The following is a 14505-nucleotide window of genomic DNA, read 5'->3' on the forward strand; positions in this document are numbered from 1 at the left end:
GGCAACACCGCGTAAATGGGCACTAAAAACACATGCCGGTAAGTAGCCACTCGTGGGGTGCAAGTCCCCATCCGGCACGGTGAGTAAACTGGGGTGTACTTGCCCGTTTCTTCAGGCGTTAAACGGGACGTTGGAACCACAATAGTGTTGTGAGGTAGCACCCTTTTTTGCTCACTATTTCCGACCAGAACGGGTAGAAACTCACATTTCCTTTTGTCGGAAAACTTGGGGGTCAGGCAGGTACATGCCCCATTTTTGGGGACGCTGGAACGTCGGCTCGCGTCGGCAGGTAGAGACTGATCCCCACTCATGAAATGTAAACCATTTTTATGATTACGTTTGCTGGCCTTTAGGCCGACGCTGGTGAGGGAGATTTTTCCATATCAGTTGGTAATAATTACGCCCTTCCTCACCAGCACAGGGCTTGTCTGATCGGCTGGTGCCGATGCCCAGCAGCTGGGGCTGGGGTTTGGTCTTAAGGGGGTTCGATTCCCCCGCAAGCCACCAAGGGGTAACCTGCACTTATAGCCGTTGCACGCAGCAGGCACGCCCCCCCATCCCAAAAAGAATAAGGAGCCAATCATGGGCATTTTCGAGCATTATGACGAGTCTGATCCTATCCGCGATTTCAACAAGTACGTCGAGCGTAATCCTATCTGCTGTCTCGAAATTGAGGCACTACGAAAACTCCAGCGAGGCGCACAAATCTTCTACCGTGGAGACGCCGGGCTGAAAACGAGCCCCAGTAAAGACGAGAAAAAATACCTCGACTACTACTACCAGGAGACATGGGAAGAGTTCGCACAAAAGTTCGACAAGACGGTCGAGGAAGCAAAACAAGAAATGCTCGACGCCCCCGACGAGATCGTGGATCACCGCGGTGAGACAGTCAGCTTCCATGATCTTGTCTATACCACCGGGGAATATACACCGATTTTTTACCGCGAAAATTGGTTGGACGAGCCCACGCCACTGATTTGGTACTCACATGTACTTAAAGATGACGCGCTGAAGATTTACCTGCGGATTTGTGAAGAGCATGGCGTCACACCCCGATAAACACACCCACCACACATTTTTTACCCACTAATGCCCCTGAGCTACCGCCATAGCTCAGGGGCTTCATTGATCTAAAAAAAAGGAGATCACCATGGATGATACACGGTGGCTGCTCACGAAAGAAGCAGCAAATTACCTCGGTATGCACCCCGATACTCTGCGCGAGAAATACCGGAGGGGCGAGATTCGCGCTGAGAAACCCAAAGACGCCAAGCCTTGGCGCACCCAAAAAGCATGGCTCGACGACTACCTCATGGGAGCTGCAGCATGACCACACCACTATCCACACCAGAACTACGCGAGCTGGAGTACTGGCAGACCACCGCAGAAAAGCGAATCCGCCTCGCATGGGCAGCCTTTGCCGTGGGCATCATCGTGGGCTGCTTCCTGTGGGCATGGCTCACCATCGAACCAGCATGGGTAGGTGAGCTGAATTGTATTCCGTACTGAGCCAAAGATTCCTGAATTGGTACGCCGCGACCGCTGAGCTGGTATCTGACCTTGATTTTGATGAGGGCGAATTCCCACACGACATAGTCAACGTCGTGAACAAAGCCTTCGACGTCGTAGACGACTACGAGCTGCGACCGTTGCTCCCAGGTCTCAGTAAGCAAGGCAGGGAGCTTTTGAAGCAGATTGAGGCCGACTATGGCGAATGAATTGAAGATTCAGTATTGGCTACGCGACATTGAGCGCCTTGACCGTGAGATCACAGAGCTGATTCAAGGTGAGCGCACCACGAGGGCCTACTCCATGTGCATGGAGCGGCTGCGATCGCGTAAATCGATTGCGCAGAACCTCGCTGACGAGGGCATTGACGTGCCGGAGCCACCAATCAGGGGGCTGGTATGAGTCGGTTTGTTGATGAGTTGGAAGAGCTGATCATGCGGTTGCAAGTCGAATACGACGCGCACTGTCACGAGGACGCTAAATACGCGAATTACATTGACGGCAAGATTGCGGGCGCTGAGGAAGCGCTGCGCATTTACGAGGATTTTGGAGACTAGGTATGAGTGAGATTGAACGCGCCGGGGATTTTGAGAAGCTGGTTTTGCAGGCTGCTGTTTTGAAAGTTCTGAACGCGAAGCATAAAGCTTTCAAAGCTGAGGTTACTAAGGCTTTTGAAGCTGGTGATAAGAAGGCTGTGAAGAATGCGCAGGGCGTGGAGCTGGGTAGCGTGTCGATGACCGCGCCTAATATGCGCGCTGTGTGCACGGATGATGCGATTCTGATGGCCATGGCTGATGAGCGTGGCATGGAGATTATCGACGGCTTACCTGCTGACCCAGAGGATTTGCAGAAGTGCTTGAATCTGATTTTTGAGCACGCGCCGGCGTTACTGTCCCAGTCGATTAGTACTGATGATCGGAAAGAGATTGAGCAGGAGGTGCTGGAGCAGTGGCAGGTGACGGGCAAGCTGCCTGTTGGTTGGGAGATTAAGCAGGCGAGTGAGCCGAGTTTGCGCGTGACACCAGCCCGGAATGCTTTGGCGAAAAGGGCGATTGAGTATCAGGTTCAGCAGCATACGGCGCTGTTGGAGTTAGAGGCAGGGGATGACTGATGGGCAGGTTTAACCTGAATGATTATGAGCCTGTTGAGGCTCGTATCCGCCGGTTTAAGCAGGACTGGCCGGACTCGGATATTCTCACTGAGCTGGTGGAAGTGGCTGGTGAAATTGGGCAGTCGCGGTGGACGGTGAAGGCGAGTGTGTGGCGTGAAAAGGGATATGATCGCCCGGATTCCACTGGCTACGCTTTTGAGGTTGATGGTACTGGCATGGCGAATAATACGAGTGCCCTTGAGAATTGTGAGACTTCTGCGATTGGCCGTGCACTGGCGAACCTAAATTATCATGGCAATCTTCGTGTGACGCGCGAGGAGATGGCTAAGGTTCAGCGGGCGGAGCAGCGCACGGAGTACGTCAAAACGCAGTCTCAGAAGATGCTTGAGGCGGAAAAAGCCGGTGACATTGAGGTGCTGCGCAAAGCGCTCGACTACTACTCAAAGCAGAATGACCGCGAACTAGCTTTAATTGCGAGCAACATGGTTAAGCGCATGCAGAAGGCCGCAGAGCAAGTCGTGGAGGACGTTCTAGGTGGTGAAGTGGTTGATGGAGGAGATTAGGCCACTGAACCCGGTGGAAGTTGAGGCTTCTATCCGTGAGCTGACTAATCGTATCGCCAAGGGTATTTCTGTGGTGTCGAAGCGTTACGGGGAGTTTCTGGAAGCCGATCGGCATTTCGATCGCGAGTACGCGACAGCATTTCTCACAGCAGAAGGAAGTATTAAAGATCGGGAGATGGCTGCCAAGTTGGAGTCTATGCCTGCTCGTGAGGAACGTGACCTCGCTGATCAGGCGTACAAGCATGCTGACCGTTTGCGGAGAGCTTTAGAGCTTGAGTTGAGTGCTATGCAGTCTATTTCGGCGAGTATTAGGCAGGCTTATGGTGTCGCTGGTCGTGGTGAGTTCTAGTGGCTAAGGAACGTGTTCCTGAGAAGGTTGCTGCACGAGTTCTTGCCCGCGCGCAAACGATGTGCGAGTTCATGATCCCTGGTGTGTGTACGGGCATGGGGGTGCACCTGCACCATAGGAAGATCAGTGGTCGTGAGCACCGCGTGAGCAACATGGTGTTGGTGTGTATGGAGTGCCACCAGTATGTTCACGCCCACCCTGCTGACGCGTATGGGCAGGGCTGGTTGGTGAAGATGAATTATGAGCCTGACCGGGTGGCTGTGAGCTACAGGGGCAGGCTTTCTTTTTTGGGTGATGAAGGTGGAGTAGAGGAGGTGATTTTAGATGCCGAGGATTCGGACGATTAAACCAGAATTTTGGTCAAGCCCAGACGTGGCAAGAGCTTCCGCAGTAGCTCGATTGACTTATATTGCGATGTGGAATTGGGCGGACGATTACGGTATAGGGACGTTCAATCTCAAGGAGCTTGAGGGGTTTGTTTTCCCGAATGATGATGTTGAAGAACTTAGCGGAGGAAAATCTAGGAAGTTCCGCGACGTAGCGAAGGAAGTTGTTTCCTGCTTTGGTCTGGTCATTTTCGAGGCGGAAAGACGGCTGTTTTACGCGATTCCTGGATGGGAGAAGCATCAACGGACTGAGCGTAAAGCTAAGGGCAAATTTCCTACCCCAGATCAGGGAAAAATAGTTACTGACCAGTGGGTTTCTAAAAGTGTAGGAAGTTCCGAGGAAATACTAGGAATTTCCTACGCTAGTCAAGGAAGTTCAGGCACTGGAACAGGGGAACAGGGGAACAGGGGAACAGGGAACAGTATTTCTATTGCGCATCCTCCGGAAGCGCGTGAGAAAAACACCTACCCGCGACGCTTCGAAGATTGGTACGCGATGTGGCCACGGAAGAAATCTAAGGGCGATGCGCTCAAGGCTTTCAACGCGGCGTTGAAGCGCGTTGGGTTTGATGAGTTGATGTCTAAGACTGAGAGGATTGTGGAGGCGTGGGAATCGCAGGGGAAAGACCTCCAATACATTCCGTACCCAGCGTCGTGGCTTAGGGCTGACGGCTGGGAGGATGACATCACTGAACCCGCAAGGCGTAACAGCAATAGCTTCCTCGAATTCTCGCAAGCCTTAAGGAGCGTGGATGGTGACCAACGAGCAATTGGCTAAAGCGTCGGACGTGCTCGCGTTGGCTGCTGAATACGATGATCGTTTCAGGAATCTTGACCCGCAGGCTACTCGCCAGAAAATTCAGGCGTGGGCTTTCCAGATTGGTGAGACAAGTCTTACGCAGCAGGAGTTGGCTGAAGGGGTGCGTAGAGCCTATTCCCTGCCGGATCGGCCGTTTAATCCGATTGGGGCGATCTTGGCTGAGGCGAAGGAAGCCCGCCGGATTGCTCACAGGGGTGACGCGGTGCGTGAGATCACGGCTGGTGGGGGAACCAAGTCCGGGATTCATGGTGATCCAATCATTGAGGCTTACGAGCATAACAACGCGATCGGTTTGCGGTGCTTCCATTGTGGCGCGCCGGCTGGTGAGTTCTGTGCGGATGGTGAGCAGGATTGCAAGATTCCTCATGCGAAGCGTCTTGCTGACGCTTATGCGAGGACTCCGGAGGGACGGGAGCGTATCGAATCGCGAGAAAAGCATTTACAGCACCATAGAGCGACTTATGTTGCAAAGTGGCACAACTAGTCACAAACCTTATTTCAGGCCGTCACAGCAAAAGCTGGGCGGTGTTTTTCGTATCTTTAGGAGGATACACACAATGGCATTTGATCAAATTCAGATTTTCGGCGCGAAAGTCACCGACAAAGGCGCGGAAATCAAGCAAGCTTCCACAGGCAAGGATTACGCCCAACTCACAGTCATGTGGTCTAGTTCTCGCAAGGATAAAGCCGGTCAGACTGAATACGGCCCAACGAAGTTCGTCACTGTCCGAGTGTTCGGTTTCGAAGCCCAAGATGTTGTCGCAGCAATCCAACCTGGCGACCGCGTAAACATTGTTGGCACGATTGATCATTTCGAATGGCAGTCGCAAAACGGCCCTAAGGATGATTGGTCAATCAAGGGCAGTGTTTACCCGGTTCTTCCACGTGCCCAGCGACAGCAGCAGCATTATTCGCAGCCCACCCAACAGTCAGCGCAGCCGGACGTGTGGAATTCAGCCCCAATGCAGCCACCAGCTGGCGATGAGCAGCCACCGTTCTAAGCAGGAGACAGCATGGAAATTCTGATTCATGAGGAACTCCCTAAAAAGGCTTTCAACCGCGCCCGGAACCCGTTCACCAGAATCAATCTGGAGAAGGCTCAAAAGTGGATTGACGCGGCGGTGAATAACGCCGGGGAGTGGGTGAGCGTTGATGTTAGAGACATTTGCGACGCAGGCCGAATTGAAGGTGAGCCGACTTTGAAGCAGTGGCGCACCCGCGCTGGGAATCTTCGTGGGCGCATTAACGCGGGTATGGCTCCTTGGGATGAGTATGAATTCCGCTGTTTCGTGAGGGATTACACGGTGCTGTGCCTCATGGCTGTGGCTGAGGAAGATGAATGAGCTGGGAGCAACTCGCCCTGTTTGACGACCCGCAGCTCATACCCGTGGAATGTGAGCGCTGCGGTGTGGTGGAGCCTAACGCGTGTATCCGCAGGATTAACCACGGCGTTGTCAGCACCAACCGCCGTTACTGTTTTCGGCAACAAACAGCGATTTGGCGACTCCAAGCCGCCCTGAGAAACCCCTGCTTGAAGTACACCGTTCAACGCCGCATTGACGAAGCCCGCGCGCTAAGGCTCACAGAAAAAGACTGGGAGACCACATGTGACTGATTATGAGGCGCGACGAGAAGTCGTGAGACTCTGCCGGAAATACAAATACGACACCCTGACCATCGAGCTAGCAAACGCACTGGTCAGGGTGTTTCTTTCACTAGAAAGCGATAACCATGAAACTACCAATCATTGTTGACAGCGGGCGAGTGCCGACCCGCGCCCACGCCACCGACGCCGGATTAGACCTGTACGCAACTGAAACAATCCGCATCGACCCACACGAGAACGTCCTCATCGGCACCGGCGTTCGCACAGCAATCCCAGTCGGCTACGTCGGGAAGCTGCATATCCGCTCCAGCCTGGGAGCGAACAAGAATCTTGGGTTAGCCAACGACGTGGGAATCATTGATTCAGCCTACAGGGGTGAGATCAAAGCAGCTGTACAGAATCGTGGTCGTATTTCCCAGTTGGTAAGCGCTGGTGACAAGATCGCCCAGCTGATCGTGGAGAAGATTGAGCTTCCTGATGTGGAGATCGTAGACGAACTACCACCCACGGAACGTGGCGCTGGCGGATTCGGGAGCACCGGCAAATGATCTCACCACGCCTATGCAGCACCTGCAGGCAACTCAAGCCAATTACCGAGTTTTACCGAAGCACCTGCCACGCCGGCGGCTATGAGCGCCGTTGTAAAGCCTGCAGAAGATCACATGGGCGCAAGTCGAAGGAGCGCCCTAAGGATCCTCTCCGGGCTGAGGAAATCCGCTTGTCCATCCGCAAGACCGGTGATGAGCTTTTGCCGTGGGTGGTGAGTGACGGCCAAGAAATCAACGTGGCCTGCGTATCCGTAGGACAAGCGATCGGAGTGAAAGACGTGGTGCTGAAATACCTCACCGACGAAATCCCTGATAACCCGATCAAGGTCGAGTACAAGACCCTGACGGCTTTTGCGCTGCGTAAACGGCAAGTTAGGGCACAAGCGGCATGAGGTGGCGTGTGAAGAAAATCGACGGCCTGTGGACAGCCACTAACCAGACCACCGGCCTGTGCCTGTGGTGCGACACGTTCACCACTGCGCATTCCATGATCAATGGGCTGCGGAGGGCACGATGAGCTACCGAGAAAATCTGATAGCAGACTACGCCGAGTACCTGTCTGGTAACGCGAATAAAAGCCCCGAGTACTACGCCCGCATGCATTTGAGCCGTGGCGCTAAAACCGCGCTCATCAAAATCTACGAAACAGGGGAGTGGACAACAGACCCGGCGATCTTGCATCACCTTCGGCATCACGGTCTTGCGGTAAAAGCGCGCGGCTACCGGCTCACTGACTTCGGGCAACGCCTTGCCCGCGACCTTTCGGAGAAGATGAATGGACTCAGACGATAAGCGCAAAGAAAACATCCTCTACCAAGAAGAAATCAAGGAAGATCACGCTCGCACCGTCGCAGGAACCGGCTGGCACGACCACTACACCGGCCAGCTCGCCACATTCCCAGGCGCCGGTAGACCACCAGTCACCATGCTCGCAGGCACAAACGAGCGCGTCCTCATCCGAGAAGAACGATGGGTACCAGCCCACCTACTCACACCACTAGGAGACAACCCATGGAGCTAACCAGATCACAACGCAAAGCCCTCCGGCGCTTATCGCGCGGGCAATCAATCCCCAGAAGCGCCTACCACGATCCGCTGATCTCCAAGTGCATAGACCGCACGCACTACATCACACCGCCTGACATCAGCACCATGCCGTATCCCGAAAGCATGTTCGTATGGGAGGAATGGGAGGCTAAAGCGCGCAGGACTAACCGACCAAGGTTCAACGATTACGGAAAGCAGCTGCTCAAACAGTTAGAAGCGCAATACCACTAGGAGACCACTAATGACCAAATCGGATTTAATTTACTTGCTAGTAATGGGATTCTTCTTCTCCGCAGCGGTACGCCACCTTGCCCCTGACGCTAGCCCCCTCAAACAGGCATATCTCACACTTCTGCTAATCAGTGGTGCACTAGCAGCCGCATATTCCGTAAGGGCTGAAAAATGATTCGCATAACCGTACAAACCACAACACCCGCCGGTGAAACCATAGAACGCACCCGCGAATTCACCGACTACGACGCGGCAGACCGATACCGCGCTGCCTGTATCCGCAACGGCCGCCCAATCCTCAAAGAGGAGAAAGAAATCTCATGAACAGCACAATCACCACGATCATGCTTATTTTCAACCTGATCACCGGCGTGATCAGTCCACAGGAATGCCCCCACGGTGCCAACTGGCAGTGGTACGAAGCGCACGGAATCTGGGCATGCGGAGGTGAGCAATGAGTACCGTATTCAAAGCAGCGGATCTGATCGGCCGAGAACTAAGCGACTGCCCGAGCTACAGACAGCTGGAGATCGCAAGGATTCTTGATGACGCAGGCTTGCTTGCACCAGACCTGCCAAAACCAGTGCTCGAGTACAAGGACGGCGGAGCCTGCTGGCTAGACAGTGAAATCACCTCGGTCGAATCCCACTACGACTCAGACTCAGACGAGTCCATCATCACTGCTGGCATTGCCTACGACCTCACCCCAACAGAAGCTAAGCAACTCGCCTACGCCCTCCTCGCAGCAGCCCAGTGGGCAGAAAAGGAGCCATCATGATCAGCAACTACCAGCGCGCCCTTGACCTCGCTTACCACATCGCAGAAGTGGACGAAGCCCCAAGAGAACTCGTAAAACAACTTCACCAATACGGACTACTCGCACCAGACCTGCCGGAACCTGACGATAAACGCGCAAACGGCGATGCTAGCTGGGCGATTATCGGCAAAGCGGCCGTGGACACCTGGCACGACGAAGGCGGCCCAGTGGTGGAACTCAGAGCCGGCAGGGGGCGCTACCTTATTCCAGCAGAAGCTAGGCAGCTCGCCCGCATACTCCTCGCAGCAGCCGACCATGCCGAGGTACAGGCCCATGAGTAAAGCACCCCTGCCCCCGCATGTAATGGAAAAACGGCGAATGGCACGCCTAAAAGCAGCAGGGTCAACAGCTCTCACACTGATTGTGCTGCTACTACTAGCCGCGCCGTGGGGGACCAGGTATGCACTGCACTGGTCGGCTGACGACAGTGTGGCGCTAGGCATTGTCACCTACTTTGCAAGCCTCCCGATAGGCGCTCTCACAGGCGTGCTTATCTGTGACACGGCTCAGGAATACAACGTCTACAGGCGTTCCATAGACAAGCTTCACTGGGATAAATACCAGCAAGAGCAAGAGATCATCGACCAACTTCTCAAAGAGGAGGGTCTGAAATAACAGCACGAGGCACAACCAATGGGTAACCCGCTAAAAACCAGCATTTTTATAAGCCCAAAAGAAGTCAGGATCAACGGGCGAACAGTTTACGTCAGCGAGGGAACACTGAAGATTGAAGATGTAGCCAACGGAATAACTGCAGTCACACTCACACTTCTAGTCGACGACCTCTACGTGACCACCGAAGGAACTCTATGATCAGTTTCACCATCCAAGGCGTCCCCATACCCCAAGGCTCCAAAAACGTGGTACGCGGCCGAGTGATCGAATCAAACAAACGCCTAAAACCATGGCGCAAAATCGTTGCTACAGAAGCCCAAAAGCACGCACCCAAAGAACCCATTAACACCGCTGTCCAAGTGGCAGCGGTTTTCGCTTTCCAACGACCCCGCACCACAAAATTCCCCCACTACCCAGCAGGGAAAGTCGGAGACATCGACAAACTCTGCCGAGCAATACTCGACGGGCTCACAACCGCCGGAATCTATTCAGATGATTCCCGCGTCACCACACTCAATGCCACTAAACGCTGGTGCGAGCAAGGGGAAACCCCTCATGCCCACATCACTATCCAGGAGGAACCATGACCACACTAGCTGACATGACACCCGCCCGGCGCTACGACTGTGTGGGGATGTGGGCGACCGTGTCCAGTGAGCATGACTCAGCGGTTGAGCATTACTTAGCGGTCATCGCCCGAATATATGTCGGCAACCCAGACTACGCGCATATGTACTCCCCGGAAATCGACGAATACTACACCTCAAGCCTAGAAAGCGTTACCCCGCGCTTTGACCTGCCCCGCGCATGGTCACCATGCGGCACACCGCCGGATGGAGAATGGCTTGCTCACGGTACACATACCCGCGTAATTCCGAAGAATCGGCGCGCATACGTCACCATGTCTGAGCCGGAGCCATCGCAATGATTCGATTCATCAACCAGCTGTAGACGTGAGCCAAATCGACCAACTACCCACATTGATAGGAGAATACTGATGGGACAACAGCGATTCGTAACCATCCGACCAGTCCACAAAGACAGCGTCGAACAAGCCCAAAAAGACGGTTGGGAACTCGTAGACCAACACCCAACCAACCCCGACTACGTTGTCATGACCAAGGATACGGAATGACCAACCCATACAACTGGGGTGGCTACATCAACCCAGAGAACGAATCAGGGATACACCGCGCCATACGATTCCTTGTTCTCATTCAAGGCCACCGACTAGAAAAGCCCCACCACCGAGCAACAGAGGAACTGCACCACAACCAAAAATACGCTGCCCGCTACAAGCTCAACATGATCATTGATACCGCAACAATCATTGTCAGCATCACCGGCGCAGCAACAGCAACCATCAAAGAAAACCCAGTGACACTAGCAGCATTCATTGTCTACCTCACCATAGGCGCTGCGCTCCTCAATTGGGCAGCCTTCCAGCGTGACCAGTTCCAACAGCGAATACTCGATTGGCAGGAGCGCATCAAAGACATAGAGCAGGAGGTGCTGGATGGACGCTGAACACAAAATCAGGCTCGCTGGCCTGCGAATGATCGCCAGACTACGGGTGGAAACGAGGGGAGTGGGGCAGATTATCCCCGGTAGCGACTCACTGCTTCATACCACCGAGTGGTCAGAGGACGCGGCCAAATCTTGCCCGCCCAGCAATTTTCCGCCCGAGTACTGGCGTATTGAAACCCGCCTGATAATCGACCTAGAGGAGGCTCAGCAATGACCGCACTTGCTGCCATTTTGGATGTCCTAGCCAGCCTGACGATCATCATTCTCAGTATCACACTGGCTCACAGCTTCTACATCGACTCAAAGAAGAAGCGAGCTACCGCTCAATTCCTTGACGCCATCAACACCCGAATTGAACGCGAAAACCGACCAGACACATAACCGCCCCGCACCAAGCACAAAGGAGGTGAATCATAAACCGAGAATTTGAAATCCGGCGCGCAGCTAGATACCTGCAAAGTCTCATGCACGAACTCAATGAGCATAAGCACCTGAAGGGCAAGCCAGTAGGCGAGGTAGTCAGCGGTGGGGTGGGTTTCGGCCCACGAACCCCAGGCAATGAAGACGCCATCAGCCTATATGCGGAGATCGAACGGGAACTCAGCATTTGGCTAAGGGGCTGGAAACCCAACCGCCATGGGGTGCAAGACCAATTAGGGTGGATCGCATTCAATGCCGACTGGGTATCCCAACAGCCAGACTCAGATGGCCTGCTCACCGAACTACATCGGTGGGCCGGACTAGTGGAGCGGGCAGTAGGGCGCGGGCCGACTATCAAAGACCTTGCAGCCCTCGAACGCCGACAATCCGCCGCCAGCATCCGCCGGCGACTCGCAAGCAAAGGCCACCGCGTAACCACCGACACCATCCGAGGCTGGGCGCGCCATGGCCACATCACCACCAAGCCACTACCCAATGGGCACAGTGGATACCTCATGACCGAAGTGCTCGACCACCTAGGAAAGGGAGCCCCGTGACCACCTGTGCGGACTACTTAGCACAACACCCGCTGCCGTGGAAGGTATTCGAAGGCACCACCGTACTCAATGGCGAGCGGCCAACAGCTATCCAAGATGCCAATGGCAACCCAGTTATCGAAGCAATTAATGATTATGGGTATGGCTGGTTGGAAGGAGCGCAAGAACTCGTAAACTTCGTCAACAGTGGCCTGCTAACCCACCAAATCCACTAGCACTTTGCCCACCTGCATGCTATAATGCGCATAAGCTACAACTAACCCCGCAGGACACCACGTCCTAGCGGGGTTTACTCATGCCCACAGTCAGGAGGTGCATCATGGTGTGGACTAGCCGAACCAAGCATGTCCCAACCTCCACCCGAGCAAGAATCCTCAAACGTGACAACCACACATGCATACAATGCGGGGCCAATAACAACCTCGAAATCGACCACATCAACAACACCCGCGGCCCCAACTACAACAAAGACAACAACCTCCAAACACTGTGCCGCGACTGCCACAAAACCAAAACCCAACAAGAAGCACAAAAAGCCCGCCGACAACGGCATAACAGGGCAAAATACCCAACCGAGCCACACCCTGGACTAAAACCCCGCAAGCCCCAGGGGGAAACCCCCTCCCACTGGCAGTAAGACGCCTCGGAGGGCATTGTTGCTCAGGTTATGTACAGGTTTGGGGCCTTTGTTTGTACGTGTGGCACTGAGGATAAACTGTAGACATGTCTAAGAGTGAAGATCTAAAAGAGTTGGCATTGTTGAGTGGCGAGATTAGGGCGTTGGATGAGAAGCGTGCCGAATTGGTCAATAAGCGGAATGGTGTAATTCGACGAGCGAGTTCCGTTGGGGCTAAGTGGTCTGAGATCATGGATGCTTCTGGGTTGTCTAGGGGAATGGTTCAGCGGGCTATAAAAGGGGGATAGTCTAAGCTATTGACCTGTAAAGTATACATGGTATACTCACTAATATATTTTAGAAAGGAGTGGCCATGGACTACAAGAAATTAGGGTTGACAAAGCCAATTGCTGGCGTGCCCAGCTCTGCGGATATTCGCTCGCAGCTTGCGAATTCTGGTGAGGTTGTGTGCGTAGCATTTAGCGGCGGAAAGGACTGCGTAGCCGCTGAGTTAGCATTGCAGGAGGCTGGTGTAGAGACCGTACTGGCGCATTTGTATCTAATACCAGGTCAGGTAGAGGGTGAAACTCTGCGGTTTATCGAGGATGGGCTTAAGAGCTATGAAGATGCTTGGCAAAAGCCTATTCACCGCTATCCTCATCCGTCTTTTTACAGGTGGCTGAATAATTTTGTATTCCAGCCACCAGAGCGGCTTGATGTGATCGAAGCTGCACAGTTGCCCTCACCGACTTATGAGCAGATGTGGCAGCTGATCAAGAGCGATTTAGGACTACCACAAGACACTTGGGTGGCAGATGGGGTTCGAGCCGCAGATTCCCTAGTCCGAAGGGCGTCGATCAAAAAGCATGGAGCAATGAAGCTTTCTGGACATAAGGTGTCGCCGATCTGGGATTGGCTGACTGGAAAGACTTTCGAGTATATCGAGCAGGCTGGCGTGCAATTGCCGGTGGACTATGAGTGGTTCGGCCGATCTTTTGACGGAATAGACTACCGCTTTCTTCAGCCGGTTAGAGATTATGCTCCAGATGATTTTGATCAGATTTTAAAGTGGTTCCCGTTGGCTGACTTGGAGTTGGTGCGCAATGGCTTTTAATTTTTCCGGTGGATCTAATGCCGGTGGTAAGAAAGGCTTTAGTCTCAAGCCTGGCGCAGTCCCAGACCCATTGGCTGATGTCGAGTATGAAAATGATCTAGCAGTAGATGCCGCTAAAGAAATGACTGCGCTCCAAAAAGGCTTCAAAGACAGGGCGACGGCTGAGCGTGATCGCTTCAGAAAAGCCACTGATAGCGAATTTTGGTTCGCTGTATGTTTCGAATCGCGAGAGGAGAAAGAGAAGTTTTTGAGGGCTGCAGGCGTTAAAGCAAAGCTTATGGGTGATAAGTACATTGATGGAAAGCAGCTTGCAAAGATTTTAGGGGTGAAGATGGAGTAATCCCTAAGGCCTGTTGAAAATGGCGCATGACCTACTGGCATGCGCTTTTCTTATATCCATTGGAAGGACAGATTAATGCGGAATATGTATGCGCGTCAGAGAAATGCTACAGCAAATGTTTTCCGCCCAGCAGGTGCGCGCCGGGCGGTAAGCGTGTCAGGTAGTCGAATGAGTGGATCTTAAAAGGAAGGAGAGTAAGACATGCGACAAGCATCGTTATTCACCGTAGGGCCGAGGGGCGGTTTCACAGCTTCTCAAGCCGCAACAGGCCGCCGATCGGCCGCGTCTCGTAGGCTAGGGAGAACTTCAGGGAGCTAAAGATGAATCAG

34 protein-coding genes are annotated in these 14505 nt (G+C 53.6%); all 34 read left to right on the plus strand.

What is annotated here, in order from left to right; all coding sequences use genetic code 11:
- Window positions 1-582 precede the first annotated feature (582 nt).
- The 34 genes from ACXM2N_RS03295 (at window position 583) to ACXM2N_RS03460 (ending at window position 14176) form a co-directional block, all read left to right on the plus strand.
- Complete coding sequence (locus tag ACXM2N_RS03295) at window positions 583-1059, plus strand: hypothetical protein (protein ID WP_458489981.1); 477 nt, start codon at window positions 583-585, stop codon at window positions 1057-1059.
- A 91-nt stretch (window positions 1060-1150) separates the two neighbouring features.
- Window positions 1151-1330, plus strand: a complete 180-nt coding sequence (locus tag ACXM2N_RS03300) for an excisionase family DNA-binding protein (protein WP_458489983.1) — start codon at window positions 1151-1153, stop codon at window positions 1328-1330.
- A complete protein-coding gene (locus tag ACXM2N_RS03305; protein WP_458489985.1) occupies window positions 1327-1509 on the plus strand; it encodes a hypothetical protein in 183 nt (60 codons plus the stop codon). The genes ACXM2N_RS03300 and ACXM2N_RS03305 overlap by 4 nt, the downstream gene beginning before the upstream one ends.
- A complete protein-coding gene (locus ACXM2N_RS03310; RefSeq protein WP_458489987.1) occupies window positions 1494-1718 on the plus strand; it encodes a hypothetical protein in 225 nt (74 codons plus the stop codon). The genes ACXM2N_RS03305 and ACXM2N_RS03310 overlap by 16 nt, the downstream gene beginning before the upstream one ends.
- The gene (locus ACXM2N_RS03315) at window positions 1708-1911 is read left to right on the plus strand and encodes a hypothetical protein (RefSeq protein ID WP_458489989.1); all 204 of its coding nucleotides are present in this window, start codon (window positions 1708-1710) and stop codon (window positions 1909-1911) included. Before ACXM2N_RS03310 ends, ACXM2N_RS03315 begins: the two co-directional genes overlap by 11 nt.
- The gene (locus tag ACXM2N_RS03320) at window positions 1908-2066 is read left to right on the plus strand and encodes a hypothetical protein (RefSeq protein ID WP_458489991.1); all 159 of its coding nucleotides are present in this window, start codon (window positions 1908-1910) and stop codon (window positions 2064-2066) included. The genes ACXM2N_RS03315 and ACXM2N_RS03320 overlap by 4 nt, the downstream gene beginning before the upstream one ends.
- Before the next feature lie 2 nt (window positions 2067-2068).
- Window positions 2069-2620: a hypothetical protein gene (locus ACXM2N_RS03325; RefSeq protein ID WP_458489993.1), complete on the plus strand. Its 552-nt coding sequence runs from the start codon at window positions 2069-2071 to the stop codon at window positions 2618-2620.
- The gene (locus tag ACXM2N_RS03330; protein WP_458489995.1) at window positions 2620-3183 is read left to right on the plus strand and encodes a hypothetical protein; all 564 of its coding nucleotides are present in this window, start codon (window positions 2620-2622) and stop codon (window positions 3181-3183) included. The genes ACXM2N_RS03325 and ACXM2N_RS03330 overlap by 1 nt, the downstream gene beginning before the upstream one ends.
- On the plus strand, window positions 3155-3532 hold the full coding sequence (locus ACXM2N_RS03335) for a hypothetical protein (protein WP_458489997.1): 378 nt from the start codon (window positions 3155-3157) through the stop codon (window positions 3530-3532). Before ACXM2N_RS03330 ends, ACXM2N_RS03335 begins: the two co-directional genes overlap by 29 nt.
- Window positions 3532-3879 carry a hypothetical protein gene (locus tag ACXM2N_RS03340; RefSeq protein ID WP_458489999.1) on the plus strand — a complete coding sequence of 116 codons (348 nt, stop codon included), beginning with the start codon at window positions 3532-3534 and terminating at the stop codon, window positions 3877-3879. Before ACXM2N_RS03335 ends, ACXM2N_RS03340 begins: the two co-directional genes overlap by 1 nt.
- Window positions 3857-4696 carry a hypothetical protein gene (locus tag ACXM2N_RS03345; RefSeq protein WP_458490001.1) on the plus strand — a complete coding sequence of 280 codons (840 nt, stop codon included), beginning with the start codon at window positions 3857-3859 and terminating at the stop codon, window positions 4694-4696. Before ACXM2N_RS03340 ends, ACXM2N_RS03345 begins: the two co-directional genes overlap by 23 nt.
- A complete protein-coding gene (locus ACXM2N_RS03350; protein ID WP_458490002.1) occupies window positions 4671-5222 on the plus strand; it encodes a hypothetical protein in 552 nt (183 codons plus the stop codon). The genes ACXM2N_RS03345 and ACXM2N_RS03350 overlap by 26 nt, the downstream gene beginning before the upstream one ends.
- A 73-nt stretch (window positions 5223-5295) precedes the next feature.
- Window positions 5296-5739 (plus strand): single-stranded DNA-binding protein, encoded by a 444-nt coding sequence (locus ACXM2N_RS03355; RefSeq protein WP_458490004.1) that lies wholly within the window; start codon window positions 5296-5298, stop codon window positions 5737-5739.
- 12 nt (window positions 5740-5751) lie between these two features.
- Window positions 5752-6081: an uL15m family ribosomal protein gene (locus ACXM2N_RS03360; protein ID WP_458490006.1), complete on the plus strand. Its 330-nt coding sequence runs from the start codon at window positions 5752-5754 to the stop codon at window positions 6079-6081.
- Window positions 6082-6469: 388 nt separating this feature from the next.
- Window positions 6470-6892 (plus strand): dUTP diphosphatase, encoded by a 423-nt coding sequence (dut, locus tag ACXM2N_RS03365; RefSeq protein WP_458490008.1) that lies wholly within the window; start codon window positions 6470-6472, stop codon window positions 6890-6892.
- A complete protein-coding gene (locus ACXM2N_RS03370) occupies window positions 6889-7284 on the plus strand; it encodes a hypothetical protein (RefSeq protein ID WP_458490010.1) in 396 nt (131 codons plus the stop codon). The genes dut and ACXM2N_RS03370 overlap by 4 nt, the downstream gene beginning before the upstream one ends.
- A gap of 67 nt (window positions 7285-7351) precedes the next feature.
- Window positions 7352-7684 carry a hypothetical protein gene (locus ACXM2N_RS03375; RefSeq protein ID WP_458490012.1) on the plus strand — a complete coding sequence of 111 codons (333 nt, stop codon included), beginning with the start codon at window positions 7352-7354 and terminating at the stop codon, window positions 7682-7684.
- Window positions 7668-7913 (plus strand): hypothetical protein, encoded by a 246-nt coding sequence (locus tag ACXM2N_RS03380; protein WP_458490014.1) that lies wholly within the window; start codon window positions 7668-7670, stop codon window positions 7911-7913. Before ACXM2N_RS03375 ends, ACXM2N_RS03380 begins: the two co-directional genes overlap by 17 nt.
- A gap of 428 nt (window positions 7914-8341) precedes the next feature.
- Window positions 8342-8494: a hypothetical protein gene (locus tag ACXM2N_RS03385; RefSeq protein ID WP_458490016.1), complete on the plus strand. Its 153-nt coding sequence runs from the start codon at window positions 8342-8344 to the stop codon at window positions 8492-8494.
- The gene (locus tag ACXM2N_RS03390; protein WP_458490018.1) at window positions 8491-8628 is read left to right on the plus strand and encodes a hypothetical protein; all 138 of its coding nucleotides are present in this window, start codon (window positions 8491-8493) and stop codon (window positions 8626-8628) included. The genes ACXM2N_RS03385 and ACXM2N_RS03390 overlap by 4 nt, the downstream gene beginning before the upstream one ends.
- The gene (locus tag ACXM2N_RS03395; RefSeq protein WP_458490020.1) at window positions 8625-8948 is read left to right on the plus strand and encodes a hypothetical protein; all 324 of its coding nucleotides are present in this window, start codon (window positions 8625-8627) and stop codon (window positions 8946-8948) included. Before ACXM2N_RS03390 ends, ACXM2N_RS03395 begins: the two co-directional genes overlap by 4 nt.
- The gene (locus tag ACXM2N_RS03400; RefSeq protein WP_458490022.1) at window positions 8945-9268 is read left to right on the plus strand and encodes a hypothetical protein; all 324 of its coding nucleotides are present in this window, start codon (window positions 8945-8947) and stop codon (window positions 9266-9268) included. Before ACXM2N_RS03395 ends, ACXM2N_RS03400 begins: the two co-directional genes overlap by 4 nt.
- Complete coding sequence (locus ACXM2N_RS03405; RefSeq protein ID WP_458490024.1) at window positions 9261-9602, plus strand: hypothetical protein; 342 nt, start codon at window positions 9261-9263, stop codon at window positions 9600-9602. The genes ACXM2N_RS03400 and ACXM2N_RS03405 overlap by 8 nt, the downstream gene beginning before the upstream one ends.
- Before the next feature lie 194 nt (window positions 9603-9796).
- The gene (locus tag ACXM2N_RS03410; protein WP_458490026.1) at window positions 9797-10189 is read left to right on the plus strand and encodes a RusA family crossover junction endodeoxyribonuclease; all 393 of its coding nucleotides are present in this window, start codon (window positions 9797-9799) and stop codon (window positions 10187-10189) included.
- On the plus strand, window positions 10186-10530 hold the full coding sequence (locus ACXM2N_RS03415; protein WP_458490028.1) for a hypothetical protein: 345 nt from the start codon (window positions 10186-10188) through the stop codon (window positions 10528-10530). Before ACXM2N_RS03410 ends, ACXM2N_RS03415 begins: the two co-directional genes overlap by 4 nt.
- A gap of 69 nt (window positions 10531-10599) precedes the next feature.
- Window positions 10600-10737, plus strand: a complete 138-nt coding sequence (locus ACXM2N_RS03420; protein ID WP_458490030.1) for a hypothetical protein — start codon at window positions 10600-10602, stop codon at window positions 10735-10737.
- Window positions 10734-11129 (plus strand): hypothetical protein, encoded by a 396-nt coding sequence (locus ACXM2N_RS03425; RefSeq protein ID WP_458490032.1) that lies wholly within the window; start codon window positions 10734-10736, stop codon window positions 11127-11129. The genes ACXM2N_RS03420 and ACXM2N_RS03425 overlap by 4 nt, the downstream gene beginning before the upstream one ends.
- A 210-nt stretch (window positions 11130-11339) precedes the next feature.
- Window positions 11340-11510, plus strand: a complete 171-nt coding sequence (locus ACXM2N_RS03430) for a hypothetical protein (protein WP_458490034.1) — start codon at window positions 11340-11342, stop codon at window positions 11508-11510.
- A gap of 83 nt (window positions 11511-11593) precedes the next feature.
- On the plus strand, window positions 11594-12106 hold the full coding sequence (locus ACXM2N_RS03435; RefSeq protein ID WP_458490036.1) for a hypothetical protein: 513 nt from the start codon (window positions 11594-11596) through the stop codon (window positions 12104-12106).
- On the plus strand, window positions 12103-12321 hold the full coding sequence (locus ACXM2N_RS03440) for a hypothetical protein (RefSeq protein ID WP_458490038.1): 219 nt from the start codon (window positions 12103-12105) through the stop codon (window positions 12319-12321). The genes ACXM2N_RS03435 and ACXM2N_RS03440 overlap by 4 nt, the downstream gene beginning before the upstream one ends.
- Window positions 12322-12425: 104 nt before the next feature.
- On the plus strand, window positions 12426-12743 hold the full coding sequence (locus ACXM2N_RS03445) for an HNH endonuclease (protein ID WP_458490040.1): 318 nt from the start codon (window positions 12426-12428) through the stop codon (window positions 12741-12743).
- Between the two features lie 86 nt (window positions 12744-12829).
- Window positions 12830-13030 carry a hypothetical protein gene (locus tag ACXM2N_RS03450; RefSeq protein ID WP_458490042.1) on the plus strand — a complete coding sequence of 67 codons (201 nt, stop codon included), beginning with the start codon at window positions 12830-12832 and terminating at the stop codon, window positions 13028-13030.
- Window positions 13031-13095: 65 nt separating this feature from the next.
- Complete coding sequence (locus ACXM2N_RS03455; protein WP_458490044.1) at window positions 13096-13836, plus strand: hypothetical protein; 741 nt, start codon at window positions 13096-13098, stop codon at window positions 13834-13836.
- Window positions 13826-14176 (plus strand): hypothetical protein, encoded by a 351-nt coding sequence (locus ACXM2N_RS03460; protein WP_458490046.1) that lies wholly within the window; start codon window positions 13826-13828, stop codon window positions 14174-14176. Before ACXM2N_RS03455 ends, ACXM2N_RS03460 begins: the two co-directional genes overlap by 11 nt.
- The last annotated feature ends 329 nt before the right edge of the window (window positions 14177-14505 follow it).

It is taken from the genome of Corynebacterium sp. ZY180755 (assembly GCF_054331495.1).